This is a genomic window from Nocardioides sp., assembly GCF_031397825.1.
Taxonomy (GTDB): Bacteria; Actinomycetota; Actinomycetes; order Propionibacteriales; family Nocardioidaceae; genus Nocardioides.
On sequence record NZ_JANNML010000182.1, the window covers coordinates 1 to 19,039 of the forward strand.

Below are 19,039 nucleotides of genomic sequence, written 5' to 3' on the forward strand. Positions count from 1 at the left end.
AGAAGAGCAAGACCCCGCGCCCCAAGGACGAGGCCGACTTCCAGATGATGAAGGACGTCCTCGACCCGGACCAGCGGGCCTGGCTGGTGCGCTCCCTGACCCTGACCTCGCCGGAGCACCCCTGGCTCGGGCAGCTCTGACTCGGTCACCACCACGACCTCGTAGCCGAACGTACCCATGGGTCCCTTCGCCGCCCTGCTCGAGCGGGACAGCAACGGCTCAATCCGTATTGCGTACGTCCGGCTACGGAGCAGCCGGCTCTCAGCATGACCGCAAGCTTCGCGGCAGACGCGGACGGATCTCGACACTGCGGTCGATCGCACGCACCAGCCACGTGCGATCCACCGCACTCTTCAGCACTGTGCCCCGCGGTCATCGACGTCGGAGCAGGAAGAGCCGTGGACGGTACCTCCAGGATCCGGTCAGGCATTGCGATCGCCGCGACCAATCGGGTCGTGTGTCGCAGGCCGCGCTCGGCCGCTGCGAGCGGCACACGACCCGATCCCGTCAGCGAGGCACAGCGCGCGCAACTCGGCCGACGAGTGCGCTTGGTTCGTGCGAGACACACATCCACTGAGGGCCGCGTTCAGACCAGCGTCGGCTCGGTCTTCTCGCGCACCTCGTCCTCGGTGACCCCGGGCGCGAGCTCGACCAGGGTGAGCCCCCCGCCGTCAGGCAGCACGTCGAGGACGCACAGGTCGGTGATGATCCGCTGGACGACGGCGCGGCCGGTGTAGGGCAGCGAGCACTCGTCGACGATCTTGTAGGAGCCGTCGCGGGCGACGTGCTCCATCAGCACGATGACCCGTTTGGCGCCGTGGACCAGGTCCATCGCGCCGCCCATCCCCTTGACCATCTTGCCGGGGATCATCCAGTTGGCGATGTCGCCGGCCGCCGAGACCTGCATGGCGCCGAGGATCGCGGCGTCGATCTTGCCGCCGCGGATCATCCCGAAGGAGGTCGCGGAGTCGAAGATCGAGGCGCCCTTGCGCAGGGTGACGGTCTCCTTGCCGGCGTTGATCAGGTCGGGGTCCTCCTCGCCGTCGACCGGCCAGGCTCCGGTGCCGAGCACGCCGTTCTCGCTCTGGAGCACCAGCTCGACGTCGTCGGCGACGTAGTTGGGCACCAGGGTCGGCAGCCCGATCCCGAGGTTGACGTAGGAGCCGTCGCTCAGCTCCGAGGCCGCCCGGGCGGCCATCTCCTCACGCGTCCAGCTCATGTCAGCTCTCCTCAGCAGCAGGACGCACGGTCCGCTTCTCGATGCGCTTGTCGGCAGCCTGGGCCGGCGTCAGCTCGACCACCCGCTGCACGTAGACCCCGGGCGTGTGGACGTCGTTGGGCTCGATCTCGCCGGGCTCGACGAGCACCTCCACCTCGGCGATCGTGACCCGGCCGCACATCGCGGCGAGGGGGTTGAAGTTGCGCGCCGAGTCCTTGTAGACGAGGTTGCCGTGACGGTCACCCTTCCAGGCACGCACCAGGCCGAAGTCGGCGGTGATGGCTTCCTCGAGGACGTACTCGCGCCCTCCGAAGTCCCGGGTCTCCTTGGGTGGCGACGACAGGACGACGTCGCCCTCGGCGTCGTAGCGCCACGGGATGCCGCCCTCGGCGACCTGCGTGCCACCGCCGGTCGCGGTGAAGAAGGCCGGGATGCCCGACCCGCCCGCGCGCATCCGCTCGGCCAGCGTGCCCTGCGGCGTCAGCTCGACCTCGAGCTCCCCGGAGAGGTACTGCCGGGCGAACTCCTTGTTCTCCCCGACGTACGACGACACCATGCGGCGGATCCGCTTCGCCATCAGCAGCCGTCCCAGGCCCCAGTCATCGACGCCGCAGTTGTTCGACACCGCCTCGAGGTCGGTCGTGCCGGCCACCAGCAGCGCGTCGATCAGCACCGAGGGGATCCCGCACAACCCGAAGCCACCCACCGACAACGTCGCGCCGTCGGGGATGTCGGCCACGGCCGCAGCCGCCGAGCTCATCACCTTGTCCATGGGCCGATCCAACGCAGCCCGGTGGACGGGGTCAACACCCGACCACCCAGCAGACGGGAATCAGTCGCACAGTGAGCCATCGGAGACGGTAGCGTCCACCCAATGGACACCCCCACCGACGTCGTCGGTCGCGTCGGCGCGGTCCTGCGTGCGGTCTCGGCCCACGAGCCGAGCGGTGCCACGACCTCCACCCTGGCCCGTGAGTGCGGGCTGGCGCGCCCGACCGTCCACCGCCTCCTCACCTCCCTGCTCGCCGAGGGCCTGGTCGACCGCGACCCGGGCACCGGTCGGTGGCAGCTGGGCCCGGAGCTGTTCTTCCTCGGCTCCGCCGCCGGGTCGCGCTACGACGTCACGGCGATCGCCCAGCCCCACGTGCGCCGGCTGGCCGTGGCGACCGGCGAGAGCGCGTTCCTCTCCGCACGGCGGGGCGACGAGACCATCTGCCTGCTCCGCGAGGACGGCAGCTTCCCGATCCGCTCGCACGTGCTGGTCGAGGGCATCCGCTTCCCGCTCGGTGTGGCCTCCGCCGGCATGGCCGTCCTCGCCTTCCTCCCCGATCCCGAGATCGACGACTTCCTCGGGCGGGTCGACCTGACACCCGCCCACGGCCCGGACCACGCACCCCACGCCGTACGACGTCGCGTGGCCGAGACCCGCGCCAGCGGCTGGGCGCTCAACCCGGGCCTGATCGTCGAGGGCAGCTGGGGCATGGGCGCGGCGGTCTTCGACGCCGACGAGCAGCCCGCGTGGGCACTCAGCCTGACCGGCATCGAGCGGCGCTTCGACGAGGGCCGCCGACGCGAGCTGGGCAGCCTGCTGCTCCACGAGGCCCACGAGCTGTCCCGCTCCCTGCGCCGTCCCCGCACCGCCTCAGGACCCACGCCCTAGCATTCGGTCCGTGAGCGAGAAGCGGACGAGAGACTGGCCCAAGGTCCGCCTCCACGTCGTCACGGGCAAGGGCGGCACCGGCAAGTCGACCGTCGCGGCGGCGCTGGCGCTCGCGCTGGCCACCCGCGGCAAGAACGTGCTGCTGTGCGAGGTCGAGGGCCGTCAGGGCATCGCCCGGATGTTCGACGTCGACCCGCTGCCTCCCGTGGAGCGTCGCCTCACGACAGGCCTGCCCGCCGAGGACGGCACTCCCGGCGTCGTGCATGCGCTGCACATCGACCCCGAGTCGGCGCTCCTGGAGTACCTCTCGCTCTACTACAAGCTGGGTCGCGCCGGTCGCGCCCTCGACCGCTTCGGCGTCATCGAGTTCGCCACCACGATCGCCCCGGGCGTCCGCGACGTGCTGCTCACGGGCAAGCTCTTCGAGGCGGTGGAGCGCAACAGCCGCAACAAGGGCGCCATCCAGTACGACGCCGTCGTCCTGGACGCGCCACCGACGGGTCGCATCGTGCAGTTCCTCAACGTCAGCAACGAGCTCGCGGGCCTGGCGAAGGTCGGGCCGATCAAGTCACAGTCCGACACGATGATGACGCTCTTCCGCTCGCCGCGGACCGCCGTGCACCTGGTGACCGTCCTGGAGGAGATGCCGGTGCAGGAGACCGCCGACGGGATCGCCGAGCTGCGCTCGGTCGACCTGCCGGTCGGTGGCGTGGTGGTCAACCTGATCCGTCCGCAGGACCTGGCGGCCGACGACCTCGCCGACGCCCGCAGCGGCTCGATCGACCGCGAGCGGGTGACCTCCGACCTCAAGAGCGCCGGCGTGCGCCACGACCCGGCGCTGGTCGACGGTCTGCTCGTCGAGGCCCGCGACCACGCCGAGCGCCGAGCGCTCGAGGACTCCCAGCGGGGGCTGGTCGCCGACCTCGGTGTCCCGACGTACGAGCTGCCGCGCCTGCCGCAGGGCGTCGACCTCGGCGCCCTCTACGAGCTGGCCGCGAGCCTCCGAGAGCAGGGGATGGCATGACGAAGGCACGCACCCGCGTCGGGCCCAGCGGCACCGCGAGCACTCCCGGGATCCGGGCGCTCGACGTCGACGCCCTGATCGACGACCCGGCCACCCGGATCATCGTGTGCTGCGGCTCCGGCGGCGTGGGCAAGACCACCACGTCGGCCGCGCTCGCCCTGCGCGCCGCCGAGCGCGGCCGCAAGGTCGTCGTGCTCACCATCGACCCGGCCCGGCGCCTGGCCCAGTCCATGGGGATCGAGGCGCTCGACAACACCCCACGACCCGTGGCCGCGGTCGACCCGGCGGCCGGCGGCAAGCTCGACGCGATGATGCTCGACATGAAGCGCACCTTCGACGAGGTGGTCGAGAGCCAGGCCAGCCCCGAGAAGGCCAAGCAGATCTTGGAGAACCCCTTCTACATCGCGCTGTCCAGCTCGTTCGCGGGCACCCAGGAGTACATGGCGATGGAGAAGCTCGGCCAGATCCACGCCCAGTCCGGTCCGGAGGGTGGGGACGGCGCCTACGACCTGATCGTCGTCGACACCCCGCCGTCGCGCTCCGCGTTGGACTTCCTCGACGCCCCCGAACGGCTCTCCAGCTTCCTCGACGGCCGCTTCATCCGGCTGATGCTGGCTCCGGCTCGCGGCCCGGCCAAGCTGATGACCGCCGGTTTCGGGATCATCACCAACGCGCTCACCAAGATCCTCGGCGGCCAGGTCCTCGGTGACCTGCAGACCTTCGTCGCCGCGCTCGACACAGTCTTCGGCGGCTTCCGCCAGCGCGCCCAGAAGACCTACGCGCTGCTCCAGCACGACGGCACGGCGTTCCTCGTCGTGGCAGCCCCGGAGCCGGACGCCCTGCGAGAGGCGGCCTACTTCGTCGAGCGGCTCAGCGAGGACCGCATGCCGCTGGCGGGACTGATCGTCAACCGGGCCAGCCCGGCACCCTCGGGCGACCTCTCCGCCGACGAGTCGATGACCGCGGCCGAGCGCCTGCGCCACGAGGACCCGACGTCGCTCACCGCCGGCATGCTGCGGCTGCACGCCGACCAGATGCGCATGGTCGAGCGGGAGGCGAGGTTGCGGGAGCGGTTCGCGACCGCCCACCCCCAGGTGGCCACAGCCGTCGTCCCGGCCTTGGCCGGGGACGTGCACGACCTCGCCGGGCTGCGACGTGTCGGGCAGCTCCTCGCCGGCTCGTGACGGGCATCACCACCCGGGTCCGGACGCAGAGCAACGCCTGAACCCTCCCTCCCGGGCGGCTCAGGCGTTGCGGCGCTAGAGGTTCAGACCCCGGCCGGTGCCGGCTGCGGCTGGGCGCCCTCGCGGGCGGTCTCCAGCACGGTGCGCCAGGACGCGGCGGGACGACGACGGAGCAGGGCCCGGCGCTCGCGCTCGGTCATGCCCCCCCAGACGCCCCACTCGATCTGGTTGTCGAGCGCCTCAGCGAGGCACTCGGTGCGCACGGGACAACCCGCGCACAGCTGCTTGGCCTTGTTCTGCTCGGCTCCACGGACGAACAGCTGGTCCGGCTGTGCAGCCTTGCATGCGGCGCGTGGCGCCCAGTCTTCTACCCACATGATTGATGTCCCCACATCTTCCGAGATCAGGCTGCGTCCCCATGACGCCACCTCGGCCTATCCCACGTCCCTAAAGGTAAAGAACCCGCTCAGGATCGGTAAGCCTCGTTAGGCCCAACTTGTGTAGTCCTAAATGACTAGTCATTCGTGATGACCAGGCACCAGGGGTGACCCTCGACGAATCCGGCGCGCTGCGCGCTCTCACGTACCCTGGAGCCATGTCGAGGCCACGTTCCGAGCGTCCGTCCTTCCCCCAGGTGCTCTCGCACCTGGGGGTGATGGTGGCCGTCGCCGCCGTCCTGGGGGTCGTGGTGGCCGGCCTGGCGATCCCGTTCGCCGCGGTCGTCGGCGTGACCACACGCAGCGTCGCCGACACCATGGACCAGCTCCCGACCGAGCTCGAGACCGACGCGCTGCCGCAGAAGACCCGCATCGTCGACGGCAAGGGCGAGACGATCGCGACGATCTTCGACCAGAACCGCGTCAACGTCTCGCTCGACCAGATCTCACGCACGATGGTCAAGGCCATCGTCGCCATCGAGGACTACCGCTTCTACGAGCACGGCGCGCTCGACGTCAAGGGCACCGTACGCGCCCTGCTGACCAACTCCGCCGCCAGCGGCGTCGTGCAGGGTGGCTCGTCGATCACCCAGCAGATGGTCAAGCTGACGCTGCTCCAGCAGGCCGACACCAAGAAGGAGCAGCGTGCCGCGGTCGACCAGACCTACGCCCGCAAGCTCAAGGAGCTCCGCTACGCCATCGCCGTGGAGCAGCGCTACAGCAAGGACTGGATCCTCGAGCGCTACCTCAACATCGCCTACTTCGGTGACGGCGCCTACGGCGTGCAGGCTGCGGCGCGCCACTACTTCGACGTCAACGCCAGCAAGCTCAACCTCAACCAGTCGGCGATCCTGGCCGGCCTGGTCCAGAACCCCACGGCGTTCGACCCGACCAACGCCCCCGACCGCACCCGCGAGCGTCGCGACATCGTGCTGGACCGGATGGCCCAGCTCAACGTCGTGACCGACACCATGGCGGAGAAGACCAAGAAGAGGGGCCTCAAGCTCGACGTCACCGAGGTCAAGAACGGCTGCGTCTTCTCGCGCGCCCCCTTCTTCTGCGACTACGTCCTCAACTACCTGATGAAGGACCGCTCCCTGGGTCGCACCGAGGAGGAGCGCAAGAGCCTCATCTACTCCGGTGGCCTCACGATCCGCACGACCGTCGACCTGCGCTACCAGGACGCCGCCGACGAGTCGGTGCGCACCAACGTCTTCAAGGACGACGAGGCGATCGGGGCCCTGGCGATGGTCGAGCCCCGCACGGGCGCCGTCAAGGCCATTGCCCAGTCCCGACCGATGGGAGCCAAGAAGCGGCAGGGCGAGACCTACCTCAACTACGTCGTCCCGTCGCAGTACGGCGACTCCAACGGCTTCCAGGCGGGCTCGACGTTCAAGTCGTTCGTCCTCGCCTCCGCGATCCAGCAGGGCATCCCGCTGTCCGAGAGCATCTCGTCGCCCCCGCAGGTCTTCCTCGACCAGGGCGACTTCGAGGTCTGCGACGGTGAGTTCTACCAGTCGAGCGAAATCTGGGACCCGTCCAACTCCACCGACTCCGGCACCTTCGACCTCTACACGGGCACACGCCTGTCGGTGAACACCTTCTTCGCCCAGCTCGAGCAGATGACCGGCCTCTGCGAGCCCTACGAGCTCGCCAAGGCCATGGGGGTCCAGCTCACCGAGCCCGCCACCGAGATGGTGCCGACGTTCACCCTCGGGGTCGCCGACGTGAGCCCGCTCGAGATGGCCGAGGCCTACGCGACGTTCGCCGGCCGCGGCCTGCACTGCGACTCGCGTCCGGTGACCGCGATCCTTGACTCCAACGGCAACACGCTCAAGGACTACCCCGCGCGCTGCACCCAGGTGATGCCGAGCTCGGTGGCCGACGCGGTCAACGACGTGCTCCGTGGAGTCCAGGAGCCGGGCGGATTCGGCTACGGCGCCGGCATCAACACCGTCCAGCCCTCCGCGGGCAAGACCGGCACCATCCAGGAGAACCGCGCGGTGTGGTTCGCGGGCTACACCCCCAACCTGGCGACCGCGGCAATGATCGCCGGCGCCAACATCGAGGGTCAGCCGATCACGCTCAACGGCCAGACCATCGGCGACTCCTTCGTCTCCGCGGCCTTCGGCTCGACCCTCGCCGGCCCCATGTGGGGTGACGCGATGAAGGTCATCGAGCAGTACCTCGACGACGAGGACTTCGTCGCCCCCAGCGGCACCGACGTCCTCGGCGTCCTCACCGGCATCCCCGACCTCGGCGGCCAGGACGTCGACTCGGCCCGCGTGACCCTGGAGGAGCTCGGCTTCACGGTGAGCCTGGGCGGCTCGGTCCCCTCCGGCTACGCCGAGGGCACGGTCGCCTACACCGGCCCGGGCGCGGGGGTGGAGCTGGCCAGCGGCGACACGGTCGTGATCTACCCGTCGACCGGGCGTCCGCCGCGTCCGGACAACGGGGGCCGCGGTGGTCGTGGCAACAACGGCAACGGGAACGGCAACGGCGGACGCCGCTGACCGGCTGACGGTCTGGCGCGGCGTCAGCCGAGCTGGCGGCGCACCTCCGCAGCGACGGCGCCGCCGTCGGCGCGCCCCTTCACCTGGGGCGTGACGAGGCCCATGACCTTGCCCATGGCCTTCATGCCCTCGCCGGCGGCACCGACCTGCTCGATCGCCGCGGTGACGATGCCGGCGACCTCCTCCTCACTCAGTGCGGCGGGCAGGTAGTCGGCGATCACCTCCGACTCGGCTCGCTCCTTGGCGGCCATCTCGGTGCGACCGCCGTCCGCGAACGCGGTGGCCGCCTCCCGGCGCTTCTTGGCCTCGGAGGACAGCACGCCGATGATGTCCTCGTCGGTCAGCTCACGCGCCTCCTTGCCGGCCACCTCCGCGTTGGTGATGGCGGTCAGGACCATCCGCAGGGTCGAGGAACGCACCTCGTCGCGCGACTTGATCGAGGCGGTGAGGTCTGTGCGCAGGCGGTCCTTGAGGGCACTCATGAGGCCATTGTGGCAGCCTTGCCGCGTGCCCAGCCTCCGGTTTCTCCCCCGACTGCTCGGCACCGGTGCGCTCGCGGCCTCCGGCCTGACGGCGTACGCCGTGTGGGAGGCGCGGGCCTACACCTTGCGGCGCGTCGAGGTCCCGGTCCTGCCGCGTGGCATGAGGCCCCTGCGGGTGCTGCACCTCAGCGACATCCACATGACCCCGGGCCAGACCCGCAAGCAGGCGTGGCTGCGCGACCTCGCCGGCCTGGAGCCCGACCTGGTCGTCGACACCGGCGACAACCTGGCTCACCGTGACGCCGTGCCGATCGTCAAGGACTCCCTGGGGTCGCTGCTCGACGTGCCGGGCGTCTTCGTCCACGGCTCCAACGACTACTTCGAGCCGAGCCTGCGCAACCCCCTGCGCTACCTGTTGCCCGACGACGGCAAGCGCCACACGGACGTGCCGCAGCTGCCCTGGCCCCTGCTGTCGCAGACCTTCAGCAGCGCGGGGTGGCTGGACCTCACCAACCGCCGCGGCTCCCTGACGGTCGGCGAGACGACGCTGGCCCTCGCGGGTGTCGACGACCCCCACCTGGGCTACGACCGGCTCGACGAGGTCTCCGGCCCGGCCGACCCCGGCGCCGACCTGCGCCTCGGTGTCGCGCACGCGCCCTACCTCCGGGTGCTCGACCACTACGCCGCCGCCGGCTACGACGCGATCCTCGCCGGGCACACCCACGGCGGACAGGTCTGCCTGCCCGGCGGCCGCGCGCTGACCACCAACTGCGACCTCGAGCCCGCCCGCGCCCGCGGCCTGCACCGGCACCCCGCGGACTCCCGACCTGGCGACCCCGGCTCGGCCTGGATGCACGTCTCCGCCGGGCTCGGCACCAGCCCCTACGCGCGGATCCGGGTGGCCTGTCGACCCGAGGCCACGTTGCTCACCCTGCTGCCCGTCACCTGATCCGGCCCTGACCCGGCCCAGATTCGAGGCTCCGCTGGCCCTCGGGTATGCTCGATGACCGTGGGCTCCTCCCTCCACCGGGAGGGGCCCATGATCGGGCTGTGGCGCAGCTTGGTAGCGCGCCTCGTTCGGGACGAGGAGGCCGCAGGTTCAAATCCTGTCAGCCCGACAGACGGCGTCGAAGACGCCAGGAGCCCCGGACCCACCATGTGGGTCCGGGGCTCCTCTGCGTGTCGGGCAGTGCCCGACCAGCGACGTCAGCGCTCGGAGACGGCCTTCTTGAGCGCGGCGGCCGGCTTGAAGGCCGCTGCGGTCGACGCGGCGATCTCCATGCTCTCGCCGGTCTGCGGGTTGCGGCCCGTGCGGGCCGCGCGCTCGCGCGTCTCGAACGTGCCGAAGCCGGCCAGCGTCACCTTGTCGCCCGACGCCAGGGCGCCGGTGATGGCGTCCAGGACGGCGGAGAGGGCGCGGTCTGCCTGACCGACGTCGAGGCCGGCCTTGTCGGCGACGGCTTCCTTGAGCTCGTTGCGGTTCAATGTAGTGCCTTTCCTCGTGAGATCGATTCTCGTTTGCAACGCTAGCGCACGGCGCCCCGGCACGGCGAACAGGTGCCGAACAGCTCCAGGGTGTGGCTCGCGTCCTCGTAGCCGTGCTCGAGCGCGACCGCCGTCGCCCACCGCTCCACCGCGGGTCCTTCGATCTCCACCGTGCGACCGCACTCGCGGCACACGAGGTGATGGTGGTGGTGGGTGCTGCAGCGGCGGTAGACAGCCTCGCCGGCGTCCGTCTTCAGGACGTCGACCTCCCCAGCCTCGACCAGTGACTGCAGCGCGCGGTAGACCGTCGCCAGCCCGACCCGCTCCCCCTCCCGACGCAGCGCGTCGTGGATGTCCTGGGCACTGCGGAAGTCGTCGGCCGAGTCGAGGACCTGACGCACGGCCAGACGCTGTCGCGTCGGCCGCACACCGATGGTCTCGCTCATGCCCGCCAACCTACCGTCGCCGGCCGCGGCAGCCCGAACGGACGTGACATGGGCTCCTGCTCTTGACATTATTGAGAATGATTCTCATTCTAGTGAAAGGGACGTGCCGTGCCCACCGACCCCACCCCATGCCGAGGTGCCCGATGAGGACCCCGGTCGTGCTGCTCACGGGAGTCGACACCCCGACGCTCGAGACCGCGATGGTCGGCATGCTCTTCGACCTGCCGCGGGCCGTCGCGGTGCGCCACCGCATCGACGTCGCCGCCCGGGTGCTGCACCGCACGGTCAGCGACCTCAGCGGGGTCCTCGAGCGTGAGGAGATCGAGCTCGAGCACGCCTGCGTCAGCTGTGCGCTGCGCGAGGACATCGTCCCCACCCTGGAGCGGGTCGCCCGTGATGGTCGCTGGGGCACGGTCCTGGCAGCGCTGCCGGTCGGTGCCGAGGCCAGTCAGATCTGCAGCGTCCTGTCCTGGGACACCCGCCTGTCCCGCCACCTCAGCGTCGCGAGCGTGGTCACCGCCCTCGACGGCCAGGACCTCGTCGAGGGCCTCGTCGGTGACGCTCTCCTGGTCGAGCGCGGGCAGCACACCTCCCCCGAGGACCGCCGCGGCGTCGGCGAGGTCGCTGCCGCGATGGTCGAGTACGCCGACGTGGTCGTCGTCGGCGCCGAGGCCGACGACGCTGGTCTCGACCTCGTCCGCGTCCTGGCCCGCCCCGGCGCCCTGGTCCTGCGTGGGGTGGAGGAGGTCGACGGCACCTCCCTGTGCGCCGACCTGCACCGGCACGATGAGACCCTCGCGTGGTCCTCACCGGTGCGACGCGACGCGGCGCCCACGGTCGACGCGGGGCGAGCCTGGGCACAGTCGCTCGCTTCTCGCTCGCCCTTCCACCCAGGCCGGCTCCTCCACCGGCTCGAGGAGCTCGGCGGCGGACGGCACCGCTCCCGCGGCTGCTTCTGGCTGCCGACCAGACCGGGGCGCGTCCTGGTGTGGGACGGCGCGGGAGGCCAGCTCAGCATCGGCCACGGCGAGCCCTGGGGGCGTCGTACGCCGCACACCAGGATCGACCTCGCCGGCGTCGGTGTCGCGCCCGGCCACCTGCAGCGTTCCTTCGACCAGCTCCTCCTGGCCCCGGCGGACGCCCCGCTGGGCTCCGCGGCGTGGGACGTCACCGAGGACGGCTTCGAGCCATGGCTGGGCCCGATCCGCGTCGTTGCGTGACCCCACCCCACCGAGGACCTGTCGTGACACACTGGGCAGCATGGGAGACGAGGACAAGACCACCGAGCCGAGCCTGGAGCTGCCGAAGCTCTTCGGCCGCAAGAAGAGCCGGCCCGCCCCCGTGTCCGAGGTGTCCGCGGTGTCCGAGGTCTCCGCGGTGTCCGAGGTCTCCGCGGCCGACGACGACACCCAGGTCATCGAGCAGCCCGAGCCCCAGACCGTCCCGGACGCCGAGCCGAGCCGTCCGCTGTTCGTGGACGAGGCCCCGGCTGCCCGGCCGACGCCGGTCGAGCGCGTGAAGGCCGCCAAACCTGTCAAGGCACCCAAGCCGCCCAAGGAGCCGAAGGCCCCGAAAGAGCCGAAGCCGCCTGCCGAGGACCGCGAGCCGATCGTCACGGGTCGGGTCGCGGCCGCCCTGACCGGGTTGCTCGTCGGCGCCGCGATGGTCGGCGCCACCGCCGGCTCCCTGAAGGCCTGCGAGGCCGTGCAGGGCACCGCCACGTGCGGAGCGGCCGGCTTCCCGATCCTGCTGGCGATCGTGGTCGCCGCGGTCGTCATCGGCTCGGCCCTGCTGCGCGCCTTCCGGGTGCCCGACCCCGGCAGCACCAGCTTCCTCGCGGTCGGGTCGCTCGCCGTGATCGCCCTGCTCGTCTTCATCGACGTGCTGGACCGCTGGTGGATGATCCTCGTCATCCCGCTGGTCGGAGTCGCGACCTACCTGCTGTCCCACTGGGTCACCACGACGTTCATCGACGCACCCGAGGACTGACCCCCCGCCGAGTCGGCGCAATGGTGCAGCACCGGGCGCGAGTCGGCGCAATGGTGCAGCACCCGAGCTCGAGCCGTCGCACTCCCCACGACGACACGCCACCCACCACGGGGTCTACGCCGTGGGAGGTGGCGTTTCGTCGACGTACCTTGATGGAGCGGCCACCCAGGCGCCCGCCCCTCAGCGCGCGGCGAGCAGCTCGGCGATCTGCACGGTGTTGAGCGCGGCACCCTTGCGCAGGTTGTCGTTGGAGATGAACAGCGCGAGGCCACGGTCGCCGTCGACGCCAGGGTCCTGCCGGATCCGACCGACGTACGACGCGTCCTTGCCGGCCGCCTGCAGCGGTGTGGGGATGTCCGACAGCTCGACCCCGGGAGCGGCCGCGAGCAGCTCGCGGGCGCGCTCGACGGTCATGGCCGAGGCGAACTCGGCGTTGATCGCCAGCGAGTGACCGGTGAACACCGGCACCCGCACGCAGATGCCCGAGACCCGCAGGTCCGGGATCCCGAGGATCTTGCGCGACTCGTTGCGCAGCTTCTGCTCCTCGTCGGTCTCGAAGAGCCCGTCGTCGACGATCGAGCCGGCCATGGGGAGCACGTTGTAGGCGATCGTCCGCTCGTACTTCATGGGCTCGGGGAAGCTCACGGCCTCGCCGTCGTAGGCCAGCTCGCGGGCCTTGTCACCCACGGCGCCCACCTGGGAGGCGAGCTCCTCGACCCCGGCGACGCCCGAGCCGGAGACGGCCTGGTAGGTCGAGGCGATGAGCCGCACCAGGCCAGCCTCCTCGTGCAGCGGCTTGAGGACGGGCATCGCGGCCATCGTGGTGCAGTTGGGGTTGGCGATGATGCGCTTGCCACCCTCACCCAGGGCCAGCTCGATCGCCTCGGGGTTGACCTCGGAGACCACCAGCGGGATGGCGGGGTCCATGCGGAAGGCCGAGGAGTTGTCGATGACCGTCACGCCGGCGGCGGCGAAGACCGGAGCCAGCGCGCGCGACGTCGTGGCGCCCGCGGAGAAGAGCGCGATGTCGAGGCCGGCGGGGTCGGCGGTGGACGCGTCCTCGACGATGACCTCCCGCCCGGCGTAGGGCAGCACGGTCCCGGCGGAGCGGGCCGAGGCGAAGAAGCGGATCTCGTCGCACGGGAAGCCGCGCTCCTCGAGGATCCGGCGCATGGCGACGCCGACCTGGCCGGTGGCGCCGACGATGCCGATGCTCATGCTCATCGGCCGGTCCCGCCGTAGACGACCGCCTCGACCTCGAGGTTGTCGAGCTCGAAGGCGGTGTGGGTGGAGCGCACGGCCTCGTCGACCTGGGCCTCGCTGACGATGACCGAGATGCGGATCTCCGAGGTGGAGATCATCTCGATGTTGACACCGGCGGCGGCCAGCGCCGCGAAGAACCTGGCCGTGATGCCCGGGTGCGAGCGCATGCCGGCACCGATCAGCGAGACCTTGCCGATCTGGTCGTCGTAGAGGAGCTTCTCGTAGCCGACCTCGTCCTGGATCCGGGCGAGCCCGGCCATGGCGGTCTGACCGTCGGTGCGCGGGAGGGTGAAGGAGATGTCCGTCAGGCCGGTCGCAGCCGCCGACACGTTCTGCACGACCATGTCGATGTTGACCTCGGTCGCGGCCAGCGCCTCGAAGATGCGCGCGGCCTCGCCGACCTTGTCGGGCACGCCGACGACGGTGATCTTGGCCTCGCTGCGGTCGTGGGCGACGCCCGCGATGATCGCCTGTTCCATGTCTTCTCCTGCAACTGTCTCGGGGATGACCCAGGTGCCTTCCTTCTGCGAGAAGGACGAGCGCACGTGGACCGGCATGTTGTAGCGGCGGGCGTACTCGACGCACCGCAGGTGGAGGATCTTGGCGCCCGAGGCGGCCATCTCGAGCATGACCTCGGTGGAGACCTTGTCGAGCTTGCGCGCCGTGCTGACGATGCGCGGGTCGGCGGTGAAGACACCGTCGACGTCGCTGTAGATCTCGCACACGTCGGCGCCCAGCGCCGCGGCGAGCGCCACGGCGGTCGTGTCGGAGGCGCCGCGGCCGAGGGTCGTGACGTCCTTGGTGTCCTGGGAGACGCCCTGGAAGCCGGCGACGATCGCGATCGCGCCGTCCTTGATGGCGGCCTCGATGCGCCCCGGGGTGATGTCGATGATCTTGGCGCGACCGTGGGCGGAGTCGGTGATGTCACCGGCCTGGGAGCCGGTGAACGACTGCGCCTTGTGCCCGAGCTGCGCGATCGCCATGGCCACCAGGGCCATGGAGATCCGCTCGCCGGCGGTCAGCAGCATGTCGAGCTCGCGCGGCGGCGGCAGCGGCGTCACCTGCTCGGCGAGGTCACGCAGCTCGTCGGTCGTGTCGCCCATGGCGGACACCACGACGACCACGTCGTGGCCCGCCTTGCGGGTGTTGACGATGCGTTGCGCCACTCGCTTGATGCCAGCGGCATCAGCGACCGAAGAGCCGCCGTACTTCTGCACGACAATGCCCACGTCAGCTCACTCCTGAGGTCGGGGAAGGACCCTCGGAGTCTAACGACTCACGCGCTCAGACCGGGTCGCCGTCCAGGACAGCCTCGGCGGCGACGATCTGCTCGATCTCGGCGTCGTTGTCGACGTCGAGTCGGTCGTGGGACACCACCGAGAGCAACGCGTTGAGCGCAGCGCCCGCGAGGTTGCCCCACGACGCGACGTAGGAGAACTGCCACCACCACAGCGCCTCGGTCACGTCGCCCAGCCGGAAGTGGCGCAGACCGTTCTCGAGGTCGCTGGCGATCGAGGTCAGGTCGTCGGAGAGCTGGCTCTCGACCACGTCGGGGACGTAGGGGTCGAAGACGAAGCTGTAGGTGTCGACGTTGCCGAGCAGGAGCGCCAGCCGCAGGCGCATCTCGTCGAGGTCGGCCTCGGGACCCACGTCGGGCTGGTAGTCGGCCGTCGGCGTGAAGTCGCGCTGGGCCCCGAGTCGGGCACCGGCGAGCAGCACCTGGCTGATCTCCAGCAGGAGCAGCGAGATCGCCTGGCCCGAGGTCGCCTCCCGGCTGATCGCGCGCAGCGCGATGAGGAAGCTCTCGACGCTGTCGGCGATCTCCTGCGCGAAGTCCTGGGTCTCGGTGTCGATCTGTGGTGCGGTCATTCGGCTGCCCGTCTCCCTGCGAAGGCTCTTCCCAAGGTGACCTCGTCGGCGTACTCGAGGTCACCACCCACCGGCAGTCCACTCGCCAAGCGGGTGACTTGCAACCCCATGGGCCGCAGCAGCCGCGTGAGATAGGTCGCGGTGGCCTCTCCCTCGAGGTTGGGGTCGGTCGCCAGCACGACCTCGAGGACGACGCCGTCGTTGAGGCGCGGCATCAGCTCCTTGATGCGCAGCTGGTCGGGACCGATCCCGTCGATCGGCGAGATCGCCCCGCCGAGCACGTGGTAGCGACCGCGGAACTCGCGGGTGCGCTCGATCGCCACGACGTCCTTGTACTCCTCGACGACGCACAGCACGGCGGGGTCGCGCCGCGGGTCGCGACAGATCCGGCACTGCTCGTCCTCGGAGACGTTGAAGCAGACCGAGCAGAACTTGACCTTGGCCTTGACCTCCATCAGGACGTCGGCCAGTCGGCGGACGTCGGCGGGCTCGGCCTGCAGCAGGTGGAACGCGATGCGCTGGGCACTCTTGGGACCGACCCCCGGCAGGCGGCCGAGCTCGTCGATCAGGTCCTGGACGACACCTTCGTACAAGGTGTGCTCAGAACCCCAGCTGACCGGACGGCGGCATGCCCGGCAGGCCGCCACCTCCGGCCAGCGGTCCGAGGGCCTCGCCGGCGAGCGCGTCGGCCTGCGACTTGGCGTCGCGGTAGGCGGCCACGATCATGTCGCCGAGGTCTGCCAGGTCGTCGGCGTCGGCGCCGTCGAAGCCACCGGCCTTGATCTCGACCGCGATCAGGTCACCCACGCCGCTGACCTTGACCGTCACGGCACCGCCGGCGACGGTGCCGTCCAGGACAGTGTCGGTCAGGCGCTCCTGGGCGGCCTGCAGCTGCTCCTGCATCTGCTGGGCCTGCTGGAGCAGGGCGTTCATGTCGAAGCCGCCGCCGCCCAGGGCGTCGAAGGGGTTCTGGGTCATGGTGCAGTCACCTCGTGGTTGCGAACGGTTGGGACGAGTCGGTGGGACAACGCGCGGGACGGTCTCAAGAGTGCCGGATCTCCTCGATGATCTGGGCACCGAGCTCGCGCGCGAGGAGCTCGGCCCCGCCGAGCTCCTCGGAGTCGGCGTCGAGGTCGTCGGGGTGCGCGTCCGCGTCGGCCGCTGCCAGGTCGGCGCCCCGGGCGGCGTCCTCACCCGCCGGGCGGGTGGTCTGGATCGCGTTGCGAGCCGAGCGCACGGACTCCGGACCGGGCCGGGCCTCGGGCTCCGACTCGTCGCTCATCCAGGCCGGCGGGGCCTCCGGCGCGGGTCGCTCGTCCACCGCGACCGGCGGGTCGGGACGGACCGGCTCGGGCTGCGGCGGCTCCGCGGCGGGTGGCGGCGGCACGTCGGCCGAGGCACCCGGGTCGACGATCGTCTCGACCTTCCAGTCGGCCCCCACGACGTCGATGGCCGACTGTCGCACGATCTCGGAGCTGCCGCCGTTGTCGAAGGAGTCGCGGGCGCCCGCGTTGGAGAAGCCCAACGTCAGCGTCGTGGCGTCGACAGCGACCACCTGCGCGTGCTGGGTGAGGTGGATCCAGGTCACCCGTCGCCGCTGCTTGGTCGCCTCGACGATGTCGGGCCACAGGCGTCGTACGTCGACGAGCGAGAGGGTGCTCGAGCCTGCGACCGCAGGGGCGGGCGCAGGGGCGGGCGCAGCGGCGAGGGAAGGGACCGGCTGGAGCTCCGGCTCGGGGGCGGGCAGCGGCGCGGGCTCGCGCTCCGGCTCCACCACGACCGGCGCGGGCGGGGGCGGCGGGGTGACGACCGCGGGCTCGACCACCGGGGCCACGGGCACCGCGACCGGCGGCTCCGGCTCGTGCGGCGCGGGCCGGACCTGGGCCGGCCGGTCCTGGCCGGGGGTGAGCGCCGGCGGCGCCTCGGCGGCGGGAGCACCGCCGCTGATGGCAGCGCGCCGCTCGAGGCGGTCGAGGCGGGCCAGGACGCCGTCGGTGGAGTGGTCGGCCCCGGGCAGCAGCACCCGCGCGCAGATCAGCTCGAGCAGCAGCCGGGGTGCGGTGGCACCACGCATCTCGGTCAGGCCGGTCGCGACGAGGTCGGCCGCCCGGGTCAGCTCGGCCGCGCCGAAGCGGGCGGCCTGGGCGACCAGCCGCTCGCCCTGGTCCTCGGAGACGTCGATCAGGCCCGTGGCGGGCGCATCGGGCACGGCGGAGACGATGACCAGGTCACGCAGGCGGCGCAGCAGGTCCTCGGTGAACCGACGCGGGTCCTGCCCGGTCTCGATCACCTTGTCCACGACCCCGAAGACCGCCGAGCCGTCGCCGGCCGCGAAGGAGTCGACGACCTCGTCGAGCAACGTGTCGGGCGTGTAGCCCAGCAGACCGCTGGCCAGCGTGTAGGTGACGCCCTCCGGACCCGCTCCACCGAGCAGCTGGTCGAGCACCGAGAGCGTGTCCCGGGCCGAGCCGGCTCCGGCGCGCACGACCAGCGGCAGCGCGGCTGGCTCGATCGACACGCCCTCCTTCGTGCAGAGCTCGGTCAGGTAGGAGGAGAGCAGCCGCGGCGGGATCAGCCGGAACGGGTAGTGGTGGGTGCGCGATCGGATGGTCGCGATGACCTTCTCCGGCTCGGTCGTCGCGAAGATGAAACGCAGGTGCGGCGGAGGCTCCTCCACCAGCTTGAGCAGGGCGTTGAAGCCCTGCGTCGTCACCATGTGGGCCTCGTCGATGATGTAGACCTTGTAGCGGCTGCGCACCGGCGCGAAGAAGGCCTTCTCCCGCAGGTCGCGCGCGTCGTCCACCCCACCGTGGGAGGCCGCGTCGATCTCGATCACGTCGATGGAGCCCGGACCACCGCGGGCCAGGTCGACGCAGCTCGGGCACTCGCCGCACGGGTCGGCCACCGGCGCGAGGTCGCAGTTGAGCGCCCGGGCCAGGATGCGGGCCGAGGTGGTCTTGCCGCAGCCGCGCGGGCCCGAGAAGAGGTAGGCGTGGTTGACCCGGTTGTTGGCCAGGGCCACCCGCAGCGGCTCCGTCACGTGCTCCTGCCCGATGACCTGCTGGAAGGTCTCGGGGCGGTAGCGGCGGTACAGCGCGAGGGGTGACTCCACGTCAGAACACTAACCACCGGCGCCGACACCCGGTAGCGGGCCGGTCCGTCCTCGGTGGAGGACCGCCGCCCGGGCGGGCGTGAGGAAGAAAAAGGCCCCCCATGCACCCGACAGAGCTCACTTACCCTTGCTGCCTTCCGGCCCTGGGGGAGTTGGGCGAGATGCCGCCACACGGGGGGTTGCGGAGAAGTCTAGGTGATCCCCGACGGGAGTCCGAGGTGGGATCGATTTCATCCACCCGGGACCTGCCCGGTAAGGTCTCCGGCGGAGGATTCGCCTAGTGGCCTATGGCGCTCGCTTGGAAAGCGGGTTGGGTGTGAAAGCCCTCAGGGGTTCGAATCCCCTATCCTCCGCCG

The 19,039-nt window shown here is 70.9% G+C and carries 19 protein-coding genes, 2 tRNA genes and 1 other RNA gene; 9 read left to right on the plus strand and 13 right to left on the minus strand.

The features are described 5' to 3' along the window. Nucleotides 1-586: 586 nt before the first annotated feature. On the minus strand, nt 587-1,219 hold the full coding sequence (locus tag RMN98_RS15540) for a 3-oxoacid CoA-transferase subunit B (protein WP_309649728.1): 633 nt from the start codon (nt 1,217-1,219) through the stop codon (nt 587-589). 1 nt (nt 1,220) lies between these two features. Continuing rightward, a complete protein-coding gene (locus tag RMN98_RS15545; RefSeq protein ID WP_309649729.1) occupies nt 1,221-1,991 on the minus strand; it encodes a CoA transferase subunit A in 771 nt (256 codons plus the stop codon). A 102-nt stretch (nt 1,992-2,093) separates the two neighbouring features. Here RMN98_RS15545 and RMN98_RS15550 point away from each other — a divergent pair, with 102 nt between their 5' ends. From RMN98_RS15550 to RMN98_RS15560, 3 genes are read left to right on the plus strand one after another with little or no spacing between them, the layout of a single operon-like run. Next, nucleotides 2,094-2,879, plus strand: coding sequence for an IclR family transcriptional regulator (locus tag RMN98_RS15550; protein WP_309649730.1), 786 nt, complete (start codon nt 2,094-2,096; stop codon nt 2,877-2,879). 10 nt (nt 2,880-2,889) lie between these two features. After that, a complete protein-coding gene (locus RMN98_RS15555) occupies nt 2,890-3,903 on the plus strand; it encodes an ArsA-related P-loop ATPase (protein WP_309649731.1) in 1,014 nt (337 codons plus the stop codon). Next, the gene (locus RMN98_RS15560) at nt 3,900-5,087 is read left to right on the plus strand and encodes an ArsA family ATPase (RefSeq protein ID WP_309649732.1); all 1,188 of its coding nucleotides are present in this window, start codon (nt 3,900-3,902) and stop codon (nt 5,085-5,087) included. Before RMN98_RS15555 ends, RMN98_RS15560 begins: the two co-directional genes overlap by 4 nt. Nucleotides 5,088-5,170: 83 nt before the next feature. On the opposite strand, the gene RMN98_RS15565 is transcribed toward RMN98_RS15560, so the two are convergent. Then, nucleotides 5,171-5,467 (minus strand): WhiB family transcriptional regulator, encoded by a 297-nt coding sequence (locus tag RMN98_RS15565; RefSeq protein WP_309649745.1) that lies wholly within the window; start codon nt 5,465-5,467, stop codon nt 5,171-5,173. 215 nt (nt 5,468-5,682) lie between these two features. Here RMN98_RS15565 and RMN98_RS15570 point away from each other — a divergent pair, with 215 nt between their 5' ends. Beyond that, nucleotides 5,683-8,037, plus strand: coding sequence for a transglycosylase domain-containing protein (locus RMN98_RS15570; protein WP_309649733.1), 2,355 nt, complete (start codon nt 5,683-5,685; stop codon nt 8,035-8,037). A 23-nt stretch (nt 8,038-8,060) separates the two neighbouring features. On the opposite strand, the gene RMN98_RS15575 is transcribed toward RMN98_RS15570, so the two are convergent. Further along, entirely contained in the window at nt 8,061-8,519 is a 459-nt protein-coding gene (locus RMN98_RS15575) for a GatB/YqeY domain-containing protein (RefSeq protein WP_309649734.1), read from the minus strand. Nucleotides 8,520-8,544: 25 nt separating this feature from the next. Here RMN98_RS15575 and RMN98_RS15580 point away from each other — a divergent pair, with 25 nt between their 5' ends. Both RMN98_RS15580 and RMN98_RS15585 read left to right on the plus strand, forming a co-directional pair. Beyond that, on the plus strand, nt 8,545-9,468 hold the full coding sequence (locus RMN98_RS15580; protein ID WP_309649735.1) for a metallophosphoesterase: 924 nt from the start codon (nt 8,545-8,547) through the stop codon (nt 9,466-9,468). A 95-nt stretch (nt 9,469-9,563) separates the two neighbouring features. Further along, nucleotides 9,564-9,637: transfer RNA gene (locus tag RMN98_RS15585), tRNA-Pro, on the plus strand. 88 nt (nt 9,638-9,725) lie between these two features. On the opposite strand, the gene RMN98_RS15590 is transcribed toward RMN98_RS15585, so the two are convergent. Beyond that, nucleotides 9,726-10,004 carry an HU family DNA-binding protein gene (locus RMN98_RS15590; RefSeq protein WP_309649736.1) on the minus strand — a complete coding sequence of 93 codons (279 nt, stop codon included), beginning with the start codon at nt 10,002-10,004 and terminating at the stop codon, nt 9,726-9,728. Between the two features lie 41 nt (nt 10,005-10,045). Next, on the minus strand, nt 10,046-10,450 hold the full coding sequence (locus tag RMN98_RS15595) for a Fur family transcriptional regulator (protein WP_309649737.1): 405 nt from the start codon (nt 10,448-10,450) through the stop codon (nt 10,046-10,048). A 143-nt stretch (nt 10,451-10,593) separates the two neighbouring features. Between RMN98_RS15595 and RMN98_RS15600 the strand changes: the two genes are divergently transcribed. Further along, nucleotides 10,594-11,670 carry a GTP-binding protein gene (locus tag RMN98_RS15600; protein ID WP_309649738.1) on the plus strand — a complete coding sequence of 359 codons (1,077 nt, stop codon included), beginning with the start codon at nt 10,594-10,596 and terminating at the stop codon, nt 11,668-11,670. 40 nt (nt 11,671-11,710) lie between these two features. Beyond that, nucleotides 11,711-12,439 carry a hypothetical protein gene (locus RMN98_RS15605; protein WP_309649739.1) on the plus strand — a complete coding sequence of 243 codons (729 nt, stop codon included), beginning with the start codon at nt 11,711-11,713 and terminating at the stop codon, nt 12,437-12,439. A 180-nt stretch (nt 12,440-12,619) separates the two neighbouring features. Here RMN98_RS15605 and RMN98_RS15610 read toward each other — a convergent pair whose 3' ends face one another. From RMN98_RS15610 to ffs, 7 genes are all read right to left on the minus strand, one after another. After that, nucleotides 12,620-13,657 carry an aspartate-semialdehyde dehydrogenase gene (locus tag RMN98_RS15610; protein ID WP_309649746.1) on the minus strand — a complete coding sequence of 346 codons (1,038 nt, stop codon included), beginning with the start codon at nt 13,655-13,657 and terminating at the stop codon, nt 12,620-12,622. A 2-nt stretch (nt 13,658-13,659) separates the two neighbouring features. Beyond that, nucleotides 13,660-14,931 carry an aspartate kinase gene (locus tag RMN98_RS15615; protein WP_309649740.1) on the minus strand — a complete coding sequence of 424 codons (1,272 nt, stop codon included), beginning with the start codon at nt 14,929-14,931 and terminating at the stop codon, nt 13,660-13,662. Between the two features lie 55 nt (nt 14,932-14,986). Then, nucleotides 14,987-15,571: a DUF5063 domain-containing protein gene (locus RMN98_RS15620; RefSeq protein ID WP_309649741.1), complete on the minus strand. Its 585-nt coding sequence runs from the start codon at nt 15,569-15,571 to the stop codon at nt 14,987-14,989. Further along, a complete protein-coding gene (recR, locus tag RMN98_RS15625) occupies nt 15,568-16,164 on the minus strand; it encodes a recombination mediator RecR (protein WP_309649742.1) in 597 nt (198 codons plus the stop codon). Before recR ends, RMN98_RS15620 begins: the two co-directional genes overlap by 4 nt. 7 nt (nt 16,165-16,171) lie before the next feature. Beyond that, nucleotides 16,172-16,549, minus strand: coding sequence for a YbaB/EbfC family nucleoid-associated protein (locus RMN98_RS15630; protein ID WP_309649743.1), 378 nt, complete (start codon nt 16,547-16,549; stop codon nt 16,172-16,174). A gap of 64 nt (nt 16,550-16,613) precedes the next feature. Further along, nucleotides 16,614-18,683, minus strand: a complete 2,070-nt coding sequence (locus tag RMN98_RS15635) for a DNA polymerase III subunit gamma and tau (RefSeq protein WP_309649744.1) — start codon at nt 18,681-18,683, stop codon at nt 16,614-16,616. Nucleotides 18,684-18,773: 90 nt separating this feature from the next. Further along, nucleotides 18,774-18,864, minus strand: an RNA gene (gene ffs / locus RMN98_RS15640) — signal recognition particle sRNA small type. 85 nt (nt 18,865-18,949) lie between these two features. Here ffs and RMN98_RS15645 point away from each other — a divergent pair. Then, nucleotides 18,950-19,036: transfer RNA gene (locus tag RMN98_RS15645), tRNA-Ser, on the plus strand. Nucleotides 19,037-19,039: the final 3 nt, after the last annotated feature.

Excerpts from the sequence above, each read along its gene's own strand:
- RMN98_RS15600 (WP_309649738.1), top strand. The coding sequence starts at position 10,594 with ATGAGGACCCCGGTCGTGCTGCTCACGGGAGTCGACACCCCGACGCTC.
- RMN98_RS15595 (WP_309649737.1), bottom strand. The coding sequence starts at position 10,450 with ATGAGCGAGACCATCGGTGTGCGGCCGACGCGACAGCGTCTGGCCGTG.
- RMN98_RS15575 (WP_309649734.1), bottom strand. The coding sequence starts at position 8,519 with ATGAGTGCCCTCAAGGACCGCCTGCGCACAGACCTCACCGCCTCGATC.
- RMN98_RS15570 (WP_309649733.1), top strand. The coding sequence starts at position 5,683 with ATGTCGAGGCCACGTTCCGAGCGTCCGTCCTTCCCCCAGGTGCTCTCG.
- RMN98_RS15545 (WP_309649729.1), bottom strand. The coding sequence starts at position 1,991 with ATGGACAAGGTGATGAGCTCGGCGGCTGCGGCCGTGGCCGACATCCCC.
- RMN98_RS15540 (WP_309649728.1), bottom strand. The coding sequence starts at position 1,219 with ATGAGCTGGACGCGTGAGGAGATGGCCGCCCGGGCGGCCTCGGAGCTG.
- RMN98_RS15620 (WP_309649741.1), bottom strand. The coding sequence starts at position 15,571 with ATGACCGCACCACAGATCGACACCGAGACCCAGGACTTCGCGCAGGAG.
- RMN98_RS15560 (WP_309649732.1), top strand. The coding sequence starts at position 3,900 with ATGACGAAGGCACGCACCCGCGTCGGGCCCAGCGGCACCGCGAGCACT.
- RMN98_RS15630 (WP_309649743.1), bottom strand. The coding sequence starts at position 16,549 with ATGACCCAGAACCCCTTCGACGCCCTGGGCGGCGGCGGCTTCGACATG.
- RMN98_RS15610 (WP_309649746.1), bottom strand. The coding sequence starts at position 13,657 with ATGAGCATCGGCATCGTCGGCGCCACCGGCCAGGTCGGCGTCGCCATG.
- RMN98_RS15605 (WP_309649739.1), top strand. The coding sequence starts at position 11,711 with ATGGGAGACGAGGACAAGACCACCGAGCCGAGCCTGGAGCTGCCGAAG.
- RMN98_RS15550 (WP_309649730.1), top strand. The coding sequence starts at position 2,094 with ATGGACACCCCCACCGACGTCGTCGGTCGCGTCGGCGCGGTCCTGCGT.